The 18,791-nt window shown below is 54.7% G+C and carries 21 protein-coding genes; 6 read left to right on the top strand and 15 right to left on the bottom strand.

Annotated elements, in window-relative coordinates:
• The 3 genes from ABLV17_RS11750 to ABLV17_RS11740 all read left to right on the top strand — a co-directional run bounded on the left by ABLV17_RS11750 (position 1) and on the right by ABLV17_RS11740 (position 2,575).
• A complete protein-coding gene (locus tag ABLV17_RS11750; RefSeq protein WP_348854283.1) occupies positions 1-651 on the top strand; it encodes a DUF5066 family protein in 651 nt (216 codons plus the stop codon).
• Positions 652-898: 247 nt separating this feature from the next.
• On the top strand, positions 899-1,693 hold the full coding sequence (locus ABLV17_RS11745) for a hypothetical protein (RefSeq protein WP_348854282.1): 795 nt from the start codon (positions 899-901) through the stop codon (positions 1,691-1,693).
• 96 nt (positions 1,694-1,789) lie between these two features.
• The gene (locus tag ABLV17_RS11740; RefSeq protein WP_348854281.1) at positions 1,790-2,575 is read left to right on the top strand and encodes a hypothetical protein; all 786 of its coding nucleotides are present in this window, start codon (positions 1,790-1,792) and stop codon (positions 2,573-2,575) included.
• A gap of 89 nt (positions 2,576-2,664) precedes the next feature.
• Here ABLV17_RS11740 and sseB read toward each other — a convergent pair whose 3' ends face one another.
• From sseB to trmJ, 11 genes are all read right to left on the bottom strand, one after another.
• Positions 2,665-3,441, bottom strand: coding sequence for an enhanced serine sensitivity protein SseB (gene sseB, locus ABLV17_RS11735; protein ID WP_348854280.1), 777 nt, complete (start codon positions 3,439-3,441; stop codon positions 2,665-2,667).
• A gap of 84 nt (positions 3,442-3,525) precedes the next feature.
• Complete coding sequence (gene pepB, locus ABLV17_RS11730) at positions 3,526-4,812, bottom strand: aminopeptidase PepB (protein WP_015370317.1); 1,287 nt, start codon at positions 4,810-4,812, stop codon at positions 3,526-3,528.
• Between the two features lie 71 nt (positions 4,813-4,883).
• Positions 4,884-5,084, bottom strand: a complete 201-nt coding sequence (gene iscX / locus ABLV17_RS11725; protein ID WP_002913954.1) for a Fe-S cluster assembly protein IscX — start codon at positions 5,082-5,084, stop codon at positions 4,884-4,886.
• 1 nt (position 5,085) lies between these two features.
• On the bottom strand, positions 5,086-5,421 hold the full coding sequence (gene fdx / locus ABLV17_RS11720) for an ISC system 2Fe-2S type ferredoxin (protein ID WP_012540871.1): 336 nt from the start codon (positions 5,419-5,421) through the stop codon (positions 5,086-5,088).
• Position 5,422: 1 nt separating this feature from the next.
• Positions 5,423-7,273: a Fe-S protein assembly chaperone HscA gene (gene hscA, locus ABLV17_RS11715; protein WP_348854279.1), complete on the bottom strand. Its 1,851-nt coding sequence runs from the start codon at positions 7,271-7,273 to the stop codon at positions 5,423-5,425.
• A 15-nt stretch (positions 7,274-7,288) separates the two neighbouring features.
• Positions 7,289-7,804, bottom strand: coding sequence for a co-chaperone HscB (gene hscB, locus ABLV17_RS11710; RefSeq protein ID WP_047053904.1), 516 nt, complete (start codon positions 7,802-7,804; stop codon positions 7,289-7,291).
• A gap of 74 nt (positions 7,805-7,878) precedes the next feature.
• Positions 7,879-8,202 (bottom strand): iron-sulfur cluster assembly protein IscA, encoded by a 324-nt coding sequence (gene iscA / locus ABLV17_RS11705; protein WP_012540868.1) that lies wholly within the window; start codon positions 8,200-8,202, stop codon positions 7,879-7,881.
• A gap of 19 nt (positions 8,203-8,221) precedes the next feature.
• Positions 8,222-8,608 (bottom strand): Fe-S cluster assembly scaffold IscU, encoded by a 387-nt coding sequence (gene iscU / locus ABLV17_RS11700; RefSeq protein ID WP_004866383.1) that lies wholly within the window; start codon positions 8,606-8,608, stop codon positions 8,222-8,224.
• 26 nt (positions 8,609-8,634) lie between these two features.
• Complete coding sequence (gene iscS, locus ABLV17_RS11695; RefSeq protein WP_015703173.1) at positions 8,635-9,849, bottom strand: cysteine desulfurase; 1,215 nt, start codon at positions 9,847-9,849, stop codon at positions 8,635-8,637.
• Between the two features lie 177 nt (positions 9,850-10,026).
• A complete protein-coding gene (iscR, locus tag ABLV17_RS11690) occupies positions 10,027-10,518 on the bottom strand; it encodes a Fe-S cluster assembly transcriptional regulator IscR (RefSeq protein WP_015370314.1) in 492 nt (163 codons plus the stop codon).
• Between the two features lie 229 nt (positions 10,519-10,747).
• On the bottom strand, positions 10,748-11,482 hold the full coding sequence (gene trmJ / locus ABLV17_RS11685; RefSeq protein WP_045377574.1) for a tRNA (cytosine(32)/uridine(32)-2'-O)-methyltransferase TrmJ: 735 nt from the start codon (positions 11,480-11,482) through the stop codon (positions 10,748-10,750).
• A 120-nt stretch (positions 11,483-11,602) separates the two neighbouring features.
• On the opposite strand from trmJ, the gene suhB reads away from it, so the two are divergent.
• Complete coding sequence (gene suhB / locus ABLV17_RS11680) at positions 11,603-12,406, top strand: inositol-1-monophosphatase (protein WP_015370312.1); 804 nt, start codon at positions 11,603-11,605, stop codon at positions 12,404-12,406.
• A gap of 48 nt (positions 12,407-12,454) precedes the next feature.
• On the opposite strand, the gene ABLV17_RS11675 is transcribed toward suhB, so the two are convergent.
• Both ABLV17_RS11675 and ABLV17_RS11670 read right to left on the bottom strand, forming a co-directional pair.
• Positions 12,455-13,435 carry a nickel/cobalt transporter gene (locus ABLV17_RS11675; RefSeq protein WP_348854278.1) on the bottom strand — a complete coding sequence of 327 codons (981 nt, stop codon included), beginning with the start codon at positions 13,433-13,435 and terminating at the stop codon, positions 12,455-12,457.
• Complete coding sequence (locus tag ABLV17_RS11670) at positions 13,426-14,064, bottom strand: DUF1007 family protein (protein ID WP_348854277.1); 639 nt, start codon at positions 14,062-14,064, stop codon at positions 13,426-13,428. The genes ABLV17_RS11675 and ABLV17_RS11670 overlap by 10 nt, the downstream gene beginning before the upstream one ends.
• A gap of 124 nt (positions 14,065-14,188) precedes the next feature.
• Between ABLV17_RS11670 and csiE the strand changes: the two genes are divergently transcribed.
• Positions 14,189-15,466, top strand: a complete 1,278-nt coding sequence (gene csiE / locus ABLV17_RS11665) for a stationary phase inducible protein CsiE (protein WP_213794773.1) — start codon at positions 14,189-14,191, stop codon at positions 15,464-15,466.
• Here the strand turns inward: csiE and ABLV17_RS11660 are convergent.
• Positions 15,463-16,599 (bottom strand): 3-phenylpropionate MFS transporter, encoded by a 1,137-nt coding sequence (locus tag ABLV17_RS11660; RefSeq protein ID WP_348854276.1) that lies wholly within the window; start codon positions 16,597-16,599, stop codon positions 15,463-15,465. The genes csiE and ABLV17_RS11660 overlap by 4 nt on opposite strands.
• A gap of 299 nt (positions 16,600-16,898) precedes the next feature.
• On the opposite strand from ABLV17_RS11660, the gene ABLV17_RS11655 reads away from it, so the two are divergent.
• Positions 16,899-17,321 carry a DoxX family protein gene (locus ABLV17_RS11655; protein ID WP_015370306.1) on the top strand — a complete coding sequence of 141 codons (423 nt, stop codon included), beginning with the start codon at positions 16,899-16,901 and terminating at the stop codon, positions 17,319-17,321.
• A 56-nt stretch (positions 17,322-17,377) separates the two neighbouring features.
• Here the strand turns inward: ABLV17_RS11655 and glyA are convergent, their stop codons facing one another.
• Entirely contained in the window at positions 17,378-18,631 is a 1,254-nt protein-coding gene (gene glyA, locus ABLV17_RS11650) for a serine hydroxymethyltransferase (RefSeq protein ID WP_015370305.1), read from the bottom strand.
• Between the last annotated feature and the right edge of the window lie 160 nt (positions 18,632-18,791).

Below are 18,791 nucleotides of genomic sequence, written 5' to 3'. Positions count from 1 at the left end.
ATGACCGTTTCATTACAGAACCTCATGGATGTCGTAAAAAAGTACAACCGCAATCCCACACCGAAACCTATGCCGGAAGATGAGGTGGAGCGCCTGCGGGTCCGGAAATATCGCGATCCGCAAAATAGCGAAACCGTGGCGCTTCCGGACAGTCTGAAAGCGCTGTTGGCCTACGATTGCCAGCTGAAAGGCCCCTACGGCCAGCTGGTACTGGAATGGGTTGTGGACTCTATTGATGAACATGGCATCCTGCTTTCCGACTCGCTGGATGAAGATGCTTATTACATGAACCGTCTTGATATGGCCGGACTGGACTTTGAAGAGCTGACGCCAATCTGGAACGACGATCCGCGTCTTCCTGCCCTGATTCGCATCAGCCATGCCGGCGATCAGCAGGTATTTATTTATGTCACTGAACGTGATGAACAGGGTGAATATCCTGTCGTCCGCTTCGAAGGTAAAGAAAATGAGATCTGGATGGCGGAATCGTCACTGATTGAATATATGCAAAAGGTCTTTACAGACAAGAAGGTGCACTGCGACGAGTGGGAGCGCCAGCGGGACCTCAACCAGGAACGCGATGGCGCCTTGCTGGAGCTGGAATACATCCACGAGGACCTTTACGCGAAAATCGAAGGCTGCTCTGACTAACTCGCGGTCTCACCCCGAATAGCGCGGCCAGTTCGCGCTATTCACAGGGATGATAACGGCGTATGTATTGGGACGTGTCATCGTTAACGTCGTCTCCTCCAACCCGTATGCGATAGCGGAACAATTAAGCTAATGCATGCGTATTTTTACCGGGTTGCGCTACGTTTATCCGGCCTATCAACTGTAACTTTCAGAATAACTCATGGTTTATTAATTTTTCAGGCATAAATAAGAACAAGGAAAGATAATGTCATTGATAGACAAAAATAATCGTGATAGCACACGAAATCATCTCTGGTCGGGCGGTATTGCGGGCCTGATCGTAGGGGGGGTTATACTCTATTTCTTGAACGAATGGGGATCCTGGCTTCCTGATATAACATTTAAGAACATTTTAATATGCTTATCTCGCGAAGCAATGGAGCAAAGAACTTACCCTGCGCTGAAGATATACATCGGCTTAATCTTTTCCAGCTTTCTTATTGTGTTATTACATCCCGGCTATGCCAAAGCATCCATCGCCGGATGGATATTACACAACGAACCTTCAGCTAAAAATTGTTTTCGATATATAGTATGTGCGCTGATACTCAACTGTATCCTGCAGTACATCCTTTCATGCTATGTAACGTTATCTGCCATCCATACAATTAAGCATATTCTATATATAATGACTTTGCTGGCGACAGGTGGAATGCTACTGTACGACGCCTGGCGACAGTCACAACTTAATGACACTACGTTAAACCAATTGCGTCTCGCAGTATTAATGACAATAGCGCTTCAAGCTATCTGGCCTGTAAATTTATTAATTTTTTCCGCCCAAACATATGACAATATGGCCATGGGCTTGAGTATCGCAGCCGCGTTAATGTTAGGCGCTCTGCTGGCATTTTTAGCCACGGCAGGTCTGACCTGCTTAGTACGTCTGTTGCTGGGTAAGAAAAACCTACGTGCCTGGCGCCCGCAGTTTGCGTTATTCAATGGAATAATTATTTTATGCGTAGCGGGAAGTTATCTGTTTAATATGATATTTCATTAATTTAGTCGCCCGCTGAATAGTTTTTTACCTGATAAGTCTCAAAACTACTTATCTCATATTAAATACTTCATGTAAACGTCATAACAAGGAATGATAATGGTAGATGATGGCAATGGCAATAACCTGCAAAAACTCCCGTGGTTAGGCGGTATCGCTGGTCTGATAGTAGGAGCTTTAATACTCTATTTCTGGAAGGAGTGGGCATCATGGCTTCCGGGAATCACATTTGAGAAAATGGCAACTTATGTCTATCAAAATGACCTTGAAAGAAATAGCTTACTGCCTATTACGGTATATGTCGATCTTCTTTTCTCGACTTTCCTACTTGTTCTTTTTCAACCTGGCTATCCACAAGCACCGATTGTATCTTGGGTATTACATAATAAACCCTCAGCTAAAAACATCATCATTTATATATTGCTCGCGTGGATGCTCAGCCTTATTATACAGGGTATCCTTATATCACTCCCACAAAGTACCTTACTAAAATTAATACTATATATACTGGCCTTACTGACCATAGTTAGAATGCTTGTAACCGATGCCTGGCGCCAGTCCCAGGCGCTTTCCTACCCCTTAAATCAGTTGCGCCCCGCCGTTATTGCTATTATTGCTCTTCAGTCTATCTGGCCGGTTAAAGCAACACTAATATTTGCCGATTTATATGACAACATCGGATTACGCTTAACGCTCCCAGTTGCAATAATGATTGGCGTTCTGCTGGCTTACTTAACCACTGCTGGTCTGGCCTGGTTAACGCGCCTTGTAATAGGCGAGAAAAACCTCCGGGCCTGGCGTGGGCAGTTTGCATTATTCAACGGAATAATCATCTTCTGTGTGGCGGGAAAATATTTTTTTCATTTGGTATCACGGTTTATGTAATAAAAAATATACACCGGGCGTCCAGCCATGCCGAAGCTGTATTAACCATTATTTTTGAATATAAGGACGGGGGTTGCCCCCCGTACGATTCAGATAATCCGGTTCTGCTTGAAATCGCGCAGGAAGCTGCCCCAGCGCTTTTCATAGAACGGCGTGATATGGGCAATCATAAAGTGGCTGATGCCCTTCTCGCCTTCTACCACCTGGCAAATATCGATAGGTTCATCGCCCGGCAAGGTATCGGTGGCCACGCTGCCGGTGGTCTGGATAATGGATTCAATATCCCCTTCCGCTTCAATCCCGATCAACAAGTTGGCCGGCGCGTCGGCGCTCTCTTTAATCGAACACAGAAACGCCCGCTTGACGGTCTTCAGCGTTTTGAACAGCGTGGTCAGCGAATCCACCATCTGCGCCGGCGGTTCGGCGACTTCAGACAGCAGCAGCGCTTCGCCGCCTTCCAGTACCGTCTGGGTACTGAGCGGGCTGCCCTCTTCACCCAGCAGATGGCTGATTTCCCGCGGGGTAAATTCTTTGCCGCTCGGCAGCTTCGGGTTGAGAAACAACGATTCGCCCAGCGTCATCGCCATCAGCGTGCGCGCCGGCATCATCACGAAGGCCTGTTCCTCTTCTACCGCCTGCTGTAGCGCCTCCAGCGAGGTGAAGAACGGAATGACCGACGTGCCGTCATCTTTTTCCCAATGCTGTAGATCGAGGGCGCTATCTTCGACAATCTGCTCGCCGTCCGCCGCGCTACCCGGCACCCAGACGGTGGCCTCAAGCAGCGCGGTGAAAAATGCCGGACGATGAGCAGGCTCGGTCGCCGCCTTCTCCAGCAGAGTTTCTAACTCATTTTTAGTATCAGACATAGATTCGCTACTTCAAAAATCGCCCGTCCGCGCGGGCCTACGGTTTTCCAGGCCGGGTAAGCGTAGCGCTACCCGGCAAGGCCATCACTCAGCCGTCAGCAGATTAGCGATAGTGCGCACGCCAAGGCCCGTGGCACCCGCCGACCACTGTTCAACCGCAGCTTTACGGTAAGTCGCGGAGCAGTCGATATGCAGCCAGCCCTGGTGGTAGTTTTCCACGAAGTGGGACAGGAAGCCCGCCGCGGTGCTGGCGCCGGCCGGATACGCCGCGCTACCGGTGTTGTTCAGCTCAGCGAAGTTAGACGGCAGCTGGTTGCGGTGGAATTCGGCCAGCGGCAGACGCCAGAAGGCTTCATTTTCCGCCTGCGCGCTCGCCAGCAGACGATTCGCCAGCGCGTCGTCAAAGCTAAACAGCGCGTGGTAGTCGTTACCCAACGCCGTTTTCGCCGCACCGGTCAGGGTGGCGGCATCGATGATCAGCTGCGGCTTCTGCGCCGAGGCGTCGATCAGGCCATCCGCCAGCACCAGGCGACCTTCGGCGTCGGTATTCATGATTTCAACGGTTTTACCGTTGCGGTAATGAATGATATCGCCAAGCTTGAAAGCGTTGCCGCTAATCAGGTTATCCGCGCAGCACAGGAACAGCTTCACACGTTTGTTCAGACCGCGGGTAATGGCGAAAGCCAGCGCGCCGGTCACGGTGGCCGCGCCGCCCATGTCGGATTTCATCGAATCCATAAAGGCGCTTTGCTTGATGCTATAGCCGCCGGAGTCGAAAGTGATGCCTTTGCCGACCAGACAGGCGTATACCGGCGCGTCTTTATCGCCAGTCGGGTTATAGTCCAGCGCCAGCAGGACCGGCGGGCGCTCGGAGCCGCGGCCAACGGTATGCAGGCCAAGATAGTTTTGCTCGCGCAGATCTTCGCCTTTGGTGATGCGATAGCTGACCTTTTCGCCCGCCACGCCGCACAGCAGATCGACAGCACGCTGAGCCAGCTGTTCTGGCCCCAGCTCTTCTGCCGGCGCGTTGATGGTGTCGCGAACCCAATCGATGATCGTCAGACGGTTATCCAGCTCGCTGCGCTGCGCGTCGTCCAGGGTTGGCCATTCGACCTGGCGCTGACCTTTCGGCCCTTTATAGCCGGCCCAAAAAGCCCAGGCGCGATCGGTGTTCCAGCCTTCGCCGCTCAGGGCGACGTGCTTGATACCCATACCGTCAATTTTGCGCGCCGCGCGCTGGATTAACCCCAGGTCGTCTTTACCGTTGAGATGTAAGGCGATACCGTCGTTATTGATACTCCAGGTCGCTTTTTCTCCCCAGCGCGCATCGGCAGGCAGAGTAGAAAGCGTAATCTTCATGGCTTCGGTCATTATCTTTATCCTTATTAGCAAACGGGCCACCCTATGGCAGCCCGTTAAAATTTTTCCGCTTGAGGCGAAAATTATTCGGCTTCGTCTAACCAGACTAGCAGAATCGCCTCCAGAATTTTTTCATTGGATGCGTTTGGGTCGTCATCGAACTCTTCCAGGTCGCAAATCCACTGATGCATATCGGTGAAGCGAACGGTTTTCGGGTCGAGATCCGGGTAAGCGTCATACAAGGCTTCGCCGATTTCGCGACTGTCTGTCCATTTCAGTGCCATATTAGTGCTCGCGTGCGTGGTTGATGGTGTAACGCGGGATCTCAACAACCAGATCTTCGTCGGTAACGCGCGCCTGGCAGCTCAGACGGCTGTCAGGTTCTAGCCCCCAGGCTTTATCCAGCATGTCGTCTTCATCTTCGCTACTTTCCGCCAGCGAGTCAAAACCTTCACGCACGATGCAGTGGCAGGTGGTGCAGGCACAGGATTTTTCACAGGCGTGTTCAATCTCGATACCGCTACGCAGCGCCGCATCCAGAATGGTTTCACCGCTCTCAGCTTCCACAACTACGCCATCCGGACACAGGTCCTGGTGGGGCAGAAAAACAATTTTTGGCATTTTAAACCTCGTCCACGGATTGGCCTTTCAGCGCAGCGCGGACCGACTGGTCCATGCGGCGTGCGGCGAATTCCTGGGTTTGTGTGTCGATATTTTTAATGGCTTCTTTAATCGCGTCGGCATCTTCGCCTGCCGCGGCGGCGCGAACTTGCTCCGCGGCGGCATCGATAACCTGACGCTCTGCGGCGCTTAACAGCGCGGCGTCGGCGGCCAGCGCGCTTTCCAGGCTCTCCAGTACGCGAGCGGCTTCGACTTTCTGTTCAGCCAGCATACGCGCCTGAATATCCTGTTCGGCGTAGCTCATCGAATCTTTAATCATGTTGGCGATTTCGCCATCGGTCAGGCCGTAAGACGGTTTCACCTGGATTGAGGCTTCCACGCCGGTCGATTTTTCCATCGCCGTGACGCTCAGCAGACCGTCGGCATCAACCTGGAAGGTGACGCGAATATGCGCCCCGCCCGCCGGCAGCGCCGGGATACCGCGCAGCGCGAAACGCGCCAGCGAGCGGCAATCCTGCACCAGCTCACGCTCGCCCTGCATCACGTGAATGGACATCGCCGTTTGGCCATCTTTGAAAGTAGTAAACTCCTGCGCGCGGGCCACCGGAATGGTGGTATTACGCGGGATCACTTTCTCTACCAGACCGCCCATGGTTTCCAGCCCAAGCGACAGCGGGATAACATCAAGCAGCAGCAGTTCGCTGTCCGGTTTGTTGCCGACCAGAATATCCGCCTGAATCGCCGCGCCGATGGCGACGACTTTGTCCGGGTCGATAGAGGTCAGCGGGGTACGGCCAAAGAATTCGCCAACGCGCTCACGCACCAACGGCACGCGGGTGGAACCGCCGACCATCACCACTTCCAGCACCTCTTGCGCTTCAACGCCGGCGTCTTTCAGCGCGCGACGGCAGGCCATCAGGGTACGTTTTACCAGTGGGGCAATCAGATCGTTAAACTGGCTACGGGTGATATCGCCCTGCCAGCCGCCGACTTCGACGTGCGCCACGTCGGCGTCGCTTAAGGCGATTTTCGCCGCAATGGCGGCATCCAGCAGCTCACGCTGCAGGCGGTTATCGCTACGGTCGCTGAGGCCCGCCTGCTCGCGCAGATAGTCGGCCAGCAGATGGTCGAAATCATCGCCGCCGAGAGCGGAATCACCGCCGGTCGCCAGCACTTCAAACACCCCACGGCTTAAGCGCAGAATGGAGATATCAAAGGTACCGCCGCCGAGATCGTAAACCGCAATCACCCCTTCCTGGCCGGAATCGAGGCCGTAGGCGATAGCCGCCGCGGTCGGCTCATTGAGCAAACGCAGCACGTGCAGGCCCGCCAGACGCGCCGCGTCTTTGGTTCCCTGACGCTGAGCGTCATCGAAATAGGCCGGAACGGTAATGACCACGCCGTCGAGATCGCCCGCCAGCGCTTCAGTGGCGCGGGCGGCCAGCGCTTTGAGGATATCGGCGGAGACCCGCACCGGGTTCCGCAGGCCGCCGGCGGTCTGGATCATCGGCAGTCCATTTTCACTGGCCTGCAGCTGGTACGGCAAGTGCGGATAGCGGGTTTGAATATCGGCGAGGGAACGCCCCATCATTCGCTTCACCGAGCTGATTGTGTTCACCGGATCCTGAGCGGCATTGAGCCGGGCTTCATAGCCGACGGTCAGTCCAGAGGCGTGGTAGTTCACGACCGACGGCAGCAGGTAGCGGCCTTGATGGTCGGGCAGAGTTTCGGCCTGGCCGCTACGCACGGTAGCAACCAGAGAATTGGTGGTGCCAAGGTCGATACCTGCCGCCAATCGACGCTGATGCGGCGCGGCGCTCAGACCAGGCTCACTAATTTGTAATAGGGCCATAATTGCTTCCGAAAATTAAAAGTCGAGCAGTTTTTCTTCGAGTTCTTCAGCACTGCTGCGCAGTTTATCGAGAAAACGGAGCTTGCGTACAGTATCAGCCGCCGCATCCCAGGTCTCGTTTTGCAATTGTTCAACCATCAGTTGATGGCGGGTATCAAACAGCGCTTTTACCCGTTTGATAAAGGTTTCCAGCCGCGCTTCGTCTTTCGCCTGGCCGATTTCATCGAGCTCTTCGCGCAGTTCCAGCTGTTCCATCAGGAACGCGGTGTCGCGGACGGTGTGCTGCTCGCTGGCGAGGTCAAAACCGTGCAGCGAAAGGAGATATTCCGCACGGGTCAGCGGATGACGCAGAGTCTGCCAGGCCTGGTTAATGGTGGCGGAGTGCTGAACCGCAGCTAGCTGTTCCGCAGCGGGCGCGCTGGCAAATTTATCCGGATGGTACTGGCGCTGCAGATCCTGATACCGGACAGCCAGTTGTTCAAGCGAGAGGGTATAGCTGGCTGGTAACCCGAAGAGGGTGAAATAGTCCATAGTAACCTCAGGGTCATGCATCTAAACTAAAACCCCACGCGCGGCGTGACCGCGGTGGGGTTGGGGATTACCGATTATACGTTAAAGCTTTCGCCGCAACCGCACTCATCTTTCACGTTCGGGTTGGTAAATTTAAACCCTTCGTTAAGGCCTTCTTTGACGAAGTCCAGTTGAGTGCCGTCGAGGAATTGCAGGCTCTTACCGTCGATCACGACTTTCACGCCTTTGTCTTCAAACACGGTGTCTTCTGCCGCCGGCTCGTCAACAAATTCCAGTACATAAGCCATACCTGAACAGCCGGAGGTTCTTACCCCCAGACGCAGGCCAAAGCCTTTACCGCGGTTCGCCAGGAAGGAATTGACTCGCGCTGCTGCACTGTCGCTTAAGGTAATCGACATAACAAACCTCAACTCTTAATTATTTTGCTTCACGTTTGCTTTTGTAATCCGCAATCGCGGCTTTAATCGCGTCTTCCGCCAGGATAGAGCAGTGAATTTTCACCGGCGGCAGTTCCAGTTCATCGGCGATATCGGTGTTCTTGATAGCCTGCGCTTCGTCCAGCGATTTACCTTTCACCCACTCGGTGACCAGGGAGCTGGAAGCGATAGCGGAACCGCAGCCATAGGTCTTGAAGCGCGCGTCTTCAATGATACCTTCATTGTTGACTTTAATCTGCAACTTCATGACGTCGCCGCACGCCGGCGCGCCAACCATACCGCTACCGACGCTGTCGTCGCTGTTGTCGAAGGATCCGACGTTGCGCGGGTTTTCGTAATGATCGATGACTTTTTCGCTGTATGCCATGATGAATTCTCCTTATCGGTGCCGAATTAGTGATGTGACCATTCAATGCTGTTCAGATCCACGCCCTGCTTGAACATTTCCCACAGCGGAGAAAGATCGCGCAGACGGCCGATGGAGTTACGAACCAGTTTGATGGTGTAGTCAATCTCTTCTTCGGTAGTAAAACGACCTAAAGAGAAACGAATAGAACTGTGCGCCAGTTCATCAGTCATGCCTAACGCGCGCAGCACGTAGGATGGCTCAAGGCTCGCGGAAGTACAGGCTGAACCGGAGGAAACCGCCAGGTCTTTCAGCGCCATAATCAGCGACTCGCCTTCAACATAGTTGAAGCTGACGTTAAGAATGTTCGGCGCGCCCTGCTCAAGGTCGCCATTCAGATAGACTTCTTCCATATCTTTCACGCCGTTCCACAGACGGTCACGCAGGCCGCGCAGGCGCGCCATTTCGCTTTCCATCTCTTCTTTGGCGATACGGTAAGCTTCGCCCATACCGACGATCTGGTGGACAGGCAGGGTGCCAGAACGCATGCCGCGCTCGTGACCGCCGCCGTGCATCTGCGCTTCGATGCGGATACGCGGCTTACGGCGTACGTACAGCGCACCGATACCTTTCGGGCCATAAATTTTGTGACCGGAGAAGGACATCAGGTCAACTTTCAGCTGGCTCAGATCGATAGGCAGCTTGCCCACGCTCTGGGTGGCGTCAACGTGGTAAATGATACCGCGGGCGCGGCACATTTCGCCGATGGTAGCGATATCCTGCACCACGCCGATTTCGTTGTTCACGTGCATGATGGAAACCAGGATGGTGTCGTCACGCATCGCCGCTTCCAGTTCTTTCAGATCGATAATACCGTTGCTCTGCGGAGCAAGGTAGGTCACTTCAAAACCTTCGCGCTCGAGCTGACGGCAGGTATCCAGCACCGCTTTATGCTCGGTTTTGCTGGTGATGATGTGCTTGCCTTTTTTCTGATAAAAGTTGGCTGCACCTTTAATCGCCAGGTTATCGGATTCCGTTGCGCCGGAGGTAAAGACGATTTCGCGCGGATCGGCACCGACCAGTTCGGCAATCTGATTACGGGCGATATCTACCGCCTCTTCAGCCTGCCAACCGAAACGGTGAGAACGTGAGGCCGGGTTACCAAAGGTCCCGTCCAGGGTCAGGAACTGCATCATTTTCTCGGCAACACGCGGGTCCACCGGCGTTGTTGCGGAGTAATCGAGGTAAATCGGTAATTTCATTGCTCTTAAACTCCGTACATCACTCAATGCAAGGAACCAGGCAACCGGCTTGATGTACGACCGAGTACACGAGATGTCTCAACATCCCGGCCTGATTCTGAAAATCTTTATTATTGCTATCTACCCTGCCGTTTCACCTTGCAGCCCGTAAGCCGCAAGCTGAAACTAAGCCTCGTGCTAGGCGCGCAGTTTTACGTCAATGGCGTCCTGAGAACGCGTAGTACGCTGAGATTCATGATTGTGCTGACGACCAGAAACATCGAGGATTTCCTGGTTATTCACCAGTTCGCCCAGGGTGATGTTGTTGAGGAAACCGGTCAAACGTTCGCTCAGATCGCGCCACAGCGCGTGGGTCAGACACTTATCGCCACCCTGGCAGCCGCCTTTACCCTGACAACGGGTGGCGTCAACGGATTCGTCTACGGCGCTGATCACTTCGCCTACGGCGATGCTGCCAGCTTCTTTACCTAACAGGTAACCGCCGCCTGGTCCACGAACGCTGGATACCAGACCATTTTTACGCAGGCGAGAGAACAGCTGTTCCAGATAGGAAAGCGAAATTCCCTGACGCTCTGAAATATCTGCCAACGGAACCGGGCCCGTTTCAGAGTTGAGCGCAACGTCAAGCATTGCGGTCACGGCATAACGCCCTTTAGATGTCAGTCTCATGTCTTACTTAACCTCAAACTCGCCCCTGCCCGGGCTTTTTATTAATATGGGTATTGCATAGCAGGGCCAAGTCTGACATTCCCGAGTAAATTGGTCAACTATTTACTTGACTGTTTTAGTCAGGTATTTGGCTTTCCGTGCCGTTATTGATTTCGAGCCGCTCCCGGGCTACAACAGCGATGTGGATTCGTAGGCCGGATAAGCGAAGCGCCATCCGGCGTTAACGCGCTTACTTACCTTTATTCTGCTGCTCAATAGACGCCAGCATCCCGCGCAGGATGTTCAGCTCCTGGCTTTCCGGACGCGCGCGTGTGAACAGACGACGCAGCTTGTTCATCACCTGCCCCGGATGATTCGGGCGGATAAAACCGGTCGCCAGCAGCGTCTGCTCAAGGTGGCCGTAAAAACGTTCTAAATCATCGACCAGCGGATACGGCGTTTCTTCATGTTCAATCGCCGGCTGCGCCTGCTCCTGAGTCGCCAGCCAGGCCATCCGCACTTCATAGGCGATAACCTGCACCGCCATCGCCAGGTTCAGCGAGCTGTACTCGGGGTTGGCGGCGATCGCCACGTGATAGTGGCACTTCTGCAGTTCGTCGTTAGTCAGGCCAACGCGCTCGCGACCAAAGACCAGCGCGACCGGCGCATGTTGGCCTTCGGCGACGCTTTTCAGACCGCATTCGCGCGGATCCAGCATCGGCCACGGCAGCGTGCGGGAACGTGCGCTGGTGCCAACCACCAGGCTACAGCCCGCCAGCGCTTCATCAAGGGTATCGACGATCTGCGCGTTGCCAATCACATCGCTGGCGCCAGCGGCCAGCGCGATGGCCTGGGAATCAGGTTTCACCAGCGGGTTGACCAGCCACAGGTTAGTTAAGCCCATGGTTTTCATCGCGCGGGCAACGGAGCCCATATTGCCGGTGTGTGAGGTTTCTACCAGTACGATTCGAATATTTTGCAGCATTATGGTTCTTCGGCTAAAGATTATTCGTGCATGCTAACATAAAACGGAGACATAAGCAGAATTCGCTGTTACTATATGCGCCGTTTTTTCCCGTTCTTTAACATCCAGTGAGAGATACCGATGCATCCGATGCTGAACATTGCCGTGCGCGCAGCGCGCAAGGCGGGTAATTTAATTGCCAAGCACTACGAAACGCCAGATTCCGTAGAAACCAGCCAGAAAGGCAGCAATGACTTTGTGACTAACGTCGATAAAGCCGCAGAAGCGATTATTATCGAAACCATTCGCAAGTCTTACCCACAGCACACCATCATCACCGAAGAAAGCGGCGAGCACGCTGGTGAAGATCAGGATATTCAATGGGTTATCGATCCACTGGATGGCACCACCAACTTCGTTAAACGTCTGCCACACTTCTCTGTTTCCATCGCCGTACGCATTAAAGGCCGTACTGAAGTCGCGGTGGTTTACGATCCAATGCGTAATGAACTGTTCACCGCCACCCGCGGTCAGGGCGCGCAGCTGAACGGTTACCGTCTGCGCGGCAGCAACGCTCGCGATCTCGACGGTACCATCATCGCCACCGGTTTCCCGTTCAAAGCGAAGCAGCACGCTACCGCTTACATGAACATCCTCGGCAACATGTTCACCGAATGCGCTGACTTCCGTCGCACCGGTTCCGCCGCGCTGGATCTGGCCTACGTTGCCGCTGGCCGCGTTGACGGTTACTTTGAAATCGCCCTCAAACCGTGGGATTTCGCCGCTGGTGAACTGATCGCTCGTGAAGCAGGCGCCATCGTTTGCGACTTCACCGGTGGTCATAACTATATGCTGACCGGCAACATCGTAGCCGGTAACCCGCGCGTCGTGAAAGCGATGCTGGCGAACATGCGCGAGCAGCTGAGCGAAGCGCTGAAGCGTTAATTTCTCACTGAATGTAAAAAGGAAGCTGCGGCTTCCTTTTTTTATCCCCTAAAACGGCCGCAAGCCGCCGCCCGGCGGGATCGCGCTACTCCACATCACGACAGCCGTCGTCAACAGCGCCACGCCGCCGGCCAGCGCCAGCGTCGCCCAGCCAACCTGTTTCCACATCGCCGGCGCCTGATGGCGACTCAGGCGGATAGCCAACTGGCGGAATCCATACACCAATAGAGCCAGCCCGCTTATGGTCAGCGACGTTCCCGCCGCCATTACCAGCGCGGCAGCCATGCCCCAGCCAAAGACGCCGATCACCTTGCTGAACAGCAGCACCATAATCGCTCCCGAGCAGGGACGCATGCCCATCGACAGCACAATCGCCAGCCTGGCGCGCCAGTCGTCGCCACTCTGTAGTTGATCCGGCGCCGGAAGGTGCTGATGGCCGCAGCCGCAATGTTCATCATGGACGTGATGCGGGGTAAAAGCGGTAAACGTTGGTCGCCGCAGCAAGACTCGCAGTTTTTTCAATGCCCGCCCGCACAGTAAAAGCCCCAATGCGCCGACCAGCAGATAGCTCCCCTTCTCCAGCCAGAAGCTGCTGAGATGCAGTTGACGCGCCGGAAGCTGCAGCAGCGTCAATACCACCACCACGAGTACTATCGCCACCATTCCCTGCAACAGCGATGCCGCCAGCGTCAGCGCAATACTCGATTTCAGCTTTGAGGGATGGGTGGCAAGCCAGGTGGTAATCACGATTTTTCCGTGACCGGGGCCAAGCGCGTGCAGTACGCCGTAGACAAAGCTGAACCCGAGCAGCGACAGCCCCGCCACTGACGGATTATCCGCCACCGCCTGCAGCAGTTGGCTGAGCTCAAGATTCAGTGAACGCTGCCAGACCGCGCTTTGCAACAGTACCTGCGGCCAGGCGAGCCACAACCAGATACCGCCCACGATGCTAAGCGTCAGAAACAGCGCCAGCGGCCAGAGTGATTTCCAGCGCGGCGCCCGCGCTCGCGGCGTAAAAACTACTGACATTTCAAGGTCACCTTCTGGGCGAAGTAGTTACCCAGTTCCATGTCTTCCGGCGGCGCGTCCTCTTTATCGAGCGACTGCGCATAAGACAACATTTTGTCGTTGGGTTTCGGCGTCATTACCGTGGCCTTGCAGGAGGCCCGCAGCGCGGCAGGCAGTGAAAAATCGCTATCCTGCTCATAAAGCATATCGACGTAGTAGGTCGGATCGAAGGTGGATAACGTAAAGGTTTGTCCGGCAACAGGTTCCGGCGTCGCCAACGGCAAGGTGAAGGTGAGTACCGCCTGCAGCCCGCTCCGTGCAAGGCCGTAGCCATCCGGACGGTTAGCAAACTTAACCCGCTGGCCGTTATGCCACAGTTCGCTGAAGTAGTGCTGGCCGAGTACGTTGGCCATGACCTCCGCCGCGAGTTTTTTCCATACTTCGCTACCCGGCTTTGCATTGCCGGCATCATAGAGCAGATCCGCTGAGGTTATTTCGTCCATCGTCCAGCGCATGTTAAAGCCGGTCAACAGACCGTCTTTCACCACGGCTTCACTCTGCAAATTAATGAAGCTGTGCGGATGCGCAACGGCTGACAATGATAAAACCATGAAAAATGCCGCACCGACGCAGTGTTTCACTCTCTTCATCTGTTCCTCGCGTGAAAAATTCTGTGAACTTCGCCAGCAATCCTGATCTAAAGGCCGCGGTCCGCCCTGCTCACCCTGCATCCTTTGGCTATTCTTAGCTGAAACCCTAACTGGAACTTACCAGATGATGACAGTGATTGAACCACCATCTGCGCTTTCCAGTCCACAGCGCCGTAGCCAGGTGCTCCTGATGTTCTATCTTCCGGGACAATCCGTCACGCCGCAACAGCTGGTCAGGCTCAACCAGGTGGATGAGGCGACGGCCCAACAGGATATCGCGGAGACGGGGCGCGAAATTCAGCGTTATCATCGACTGACTCTCGCGTCGCAGATGGACGGCAGCTATCGGATTGAAGGCGCCGCGCTCGATCAACGCCTGTGCCTGCTGCACGCTCTCCGGCGTGGGCTGCGCCTGTGCCCGCACTTCGTTCACCACCATTTTACCCCGGCGTTAAAAACGCAGCTTAAACAGCAGGGTATCGCGCGAACCTTATATGATGATACCAATCTTCAGGCGCTGGTGAATCGCTGCGCGCGCACGCTTAATCGGCAGTTCGACTGCCGGGACGGTCAGTTCCTGCGCCTGTATCTTCAGTACTGCCTGCTACAACATCATCTGGGCCAGTCGCCGGATTTCACCCGTGAGCAGCGCAACTGGGCGCAGGCCGCGGCGGAATTTAACCTCGCCGCCGAAATCGTTCGCCACTGGCAGCGCCGGGTCAGCGCCACGCCACACGCCGGCGAACAACATTTTCTGACCCTGCTGTTTATGTTACTGAAAACACCGGATCCCATTCACGACGGCCATCAACAGGACAGACGCCTGCATCTGGCGATCTCCCGCTTGATCCATCGTTTCCAGGATCTGGCGGGACGGCCATTCAGCGATGAACAAGGGTTGAGCGACCAACTCTATATTCATCTTTCGCAAGCGTTGAACCGCAGCGTATTCGCCATCGGTATTGATAACGCTTTACCGGAGGAGATCGGACGCCTGTATCCGCGCCTGATGCGTACCACCCAGGAGGCATTACGCGATTTCGAAGCGGCCTATCATATTCAATTTAATCAGGAAGAGGTCAGCTTAATCGCGGTTATTTTCGGCGCGTGGTTGATGCAAAAAACCGACCTGCATGAAAAGCAGGTGGTGCTGTTGACGCGGGAAAATAGCGAACTGGAACAGGCGCTGGAAATGCAATTGCGGGAATTGACGCTGCTGCCGCTGAATATTAAGTACTTAAGCGTGACCCAGTTTCAGCAACAAGGCGCGCCGAAGGATGTGACCTTAGTGGTCACGCCCTACACCACCGCGCTACCGCTGTTTTCGCCGCCGCTGTTTCATGCTGAAGAGAATTTTAGCGATCACCAGCGGCAGCAGATTTGCAAAATGCTTGAGGATTAGGCGCTCACCGCCTTCGGTCGCACGACCAGCGCCGGTAGCGCCACCAGCGCCATCACCCAGAAGACGCCCTGATGCAGGTGCTGGTAGAGGAAACCAGCAAACACCGTCATCACCGCGATGCTGCCGCCCATCGCCACCGCCGAGTAAACGGCCTGCAGGCGGATAACCTCACTTCCCTGCCGCGCGGCGATATAGCGCATGGCCGCCAGATGGCAGACGGTAAACGTTCCACAGTGAAGGATCTGCGCGACCAGTAGCCATGGCAGCGCGGTCGTCCAGCCCATAATCGTCCAGCGCGCCACCCCACACACCGCCGAGAGCAGCAGCAGGTCGCGGGCGCTAAAGCGACGGAAGACTTTTTTACTCAAGGCGAAAATCATCACTTCGGCGACGACGCCGAGCGACCATAAATAGCCGACGGCGGAAGCTGAATAACCGGCCTGCTGCCAGTATAGCGCGCTGAAGCCGTAGTAGGCGGCGTGCGCCCCCTGCAACAGACAGACACAGGCAAGAAAACGCCAGCTTTGCCGCACCAGGCTAAGCCACGCCGATAGTCCGGCCGCCTCCTGATGTCGGCTCTCCCCTTGCGGCATCACTGAAGGTTTCAGCAACATGCCCAACAGCATCGAGGCCGTGCCCAGGCTTAACAACAGCAGGATCGCCCGATAATCAAACAAACTCACCAGTTTACCGGTCAGCGCAGAACCAATGACGAAAGCAATCGATCCCCACAACCGCACCCGGCCGTAATCCATGGTGATTTGTTTTTGCCAGGTGTTGGCTAACGCATCGGTTAGCGGCACCAGCGGCGAGAAAAAGAGGTTGAATCCGACGATGACCACCATCAGCCAGGCTACCTTGCCGCCGACCCAGAAGGCGAGAGCAAATAGCAGCGTCAGCAACGCGAGGATTCGCAAGGCGCTAATCAAACGAGAAGGATCGCTGACCCGCGGCGCAATCAACAGACTGCCCAGAAAACGCGCCACCAGCCCGGCGCCGAGCAACACGCCAATGGTTTCCGGCGTCAGGCCTACGCCTGCCAGCCAGACGCTCCAGAATGGTAGAAAAATACCGTAGCTAAAAAAGTAGGTGAAGTAACTTAGCGCCAGCCAGCGCGTGGAGTGCAAGACCATGATTCCCTCCCGAATGGAAGCTCTAGTCTGGCGATAAAGCGCATACTGAGCAAACCCATGTCTCACTATCTTCATGGTCGTTAAGTACATTTCTCTTAAAATCGTGAGCATTGTCACGCGATGAGTGTGCAATATGGTGGGCAGTATGAAAAAAAATCCGATAACCGGGCATCAGAGTGTTTCCCGCGTATCGACTTAATCGCCGCTCAACGAGGTGCAACAATATTATTTTCCCAGCGTGGCGGGGAGTAAAAATGTGTATTACGTTTAGATCACACGCCTGTGATAAAGGACTGATTATGAACACGCTACGCTATTTTGACTTTGGCTCTTCCCGCCCTGTCCTGCTGTTAATCGCACGTATTGCGATCGTGCTGCTGTTCATTATTTTTGGCTATCCGAAACTGATGGGGTTTAGCGGAACGGTACAATATATGGCTTCTTCCGGCGCGCCGATGCCGACGCTGGCGGCGATCATCGCGGTCATCATGGAGGTACCCGCCGCTATACTGATTATTTTAGGTTTCTTCACCCGCCCGCTGGCGGTGATCTTTATTTTTTACACCCTGGGTACCGCGGTTATCGGCCATCATTACTGGGATATGACCGGCGATGCGGTATTGCCGAATATGATTAACTTCTATAAGAACGTCAGTATCGCCGGGGCCTTCCTGCTGCTGGCGATTACCGGACCGGGTTCGATTTCGCTGGATCGTCGATAACCAGCAGACACAAAAAAGGCCGCAATCGCGGCCTTTTTTATCTTAACGCGGCAAGATTACGCGTAAACCGGGAAACGGGCGCAGATATCCAGCACTTTACCTTTGACGCGCTCAATAACAGCTTCGTCGTTGATATTGTCGAGAACGTCGCACATCCAGCCAGCCAGCTCTTTCACTTCCGCTTCTTTAAAGCCGCGGCGAGTCACAGCCGGAGAACCGATACGGATACCGGAAGTCACGAACGGGCTCTTCGGATCGTTCGGTACGCTATTTTTGTTAACGGTGATGTTGGCGCGGCCCAGGGCGGCGTCAGCTTCTTTACCGGTCAGGTTTTTATCTACCAGATCCAGCAGGAACAGGTGGTTTTCAGTACCGCCGGAAACCACTTTGTAACCGCGGTTCAGGAACACTTCCACCATCGCTTTGGCGTTTTTGGCAACCTGCTGCTGATAAACTTTGAACTCTGGCTCCATCGCTTCTTTCAGCGCCACCGCTTTCGCGGCAATTACGTGCATCAGCGGGCCGCCCTGCGCGCTTGGGAACACGGCGGAGTTCAGTTTCTTGTACAGCTCTTCGCTACCGCCTTTCGCCAGGATCAGGCCGCCGCGCGGACCCGCCAGGGTTTTGTGGGTGGTAGTAGTAACAACGTGGGCGTGCGGAACCGGGTTCGGATAAACGCCGGCGGCAATCAGGCCCGCTACGTGCGCCATATCGACGAACAGATAAGCGCCGATGCTGTCAGCGATTTCACGCATTTTCGCCCAGTCAACGATACCGGAGTAAGCGGAGAAGCCACCGATGATCATCTTCGGTTTGTGCTCCTGGGCCTGCTTCGCCATGTCTTCGTAGTCAATTTTACCGGACTCATCGATACCATAAGGAATGATGTTGTACAGTTTACCGGAGAAGTTAACCGGGGAGCCGTGGGTCAGGTGGCCGCCTTGCGCCAGGTTCATACCCAGCACGGTATCGCCTGGCTGCAGCAGTGCGGTGTAGACGGCAAAGTTAGCCTGCGAGCCGGAGTGCGGCTGCACGTTAGCGTAGTCGGCGCCGAACAGTTCTTTCGCGCGGTCGATAGCCAGTTGCTCAACGATATCCACGTACTCGCAGCCACCGTAGTAGCGCTTGCCCGGATAACCTTCGGCATATTTGTTAGTCAGCTGGGAACCCTGAGCCTGCATCACGCGCGGACTGGTGTAGTTCTCGGAGGCGATCAGTTCGATGTGCTCTTCCTGACGTACTTTTTCTTGCTCCATAGCCTGCCACAGTTCGGCATCATAATCGGCAATGTTCATTTCACGCTTTAACATCCGCATCTCCTGACTCAGCTAACGATAAAATTTTGGCCTAAAAAGGCGGTCCTGATGGACAACGGCCCACAGTATAACCGAATCATTCTGTGATAACAGGTCTTGACAAAGGATTTTACGCAAACGATTGGCTCCACAGCACACAAGGCTTTGAGCAATA

This window comes from Klebsiella sp. CN_Kp091 (assembly GCF_040065095.1).
Classification (GTDB): Bacteria; Pseudomonadota; Gammaproteobacteria; order Enterobacterales; family Enterobacteriaceae; genus Klebsiella; species Klebsiella aerogenes.
The sequence above is the reverse complement of the archived record's forward strand: the minus strand, read 5'-3'. Positions and strand labels throughout refer to the sequence as shown.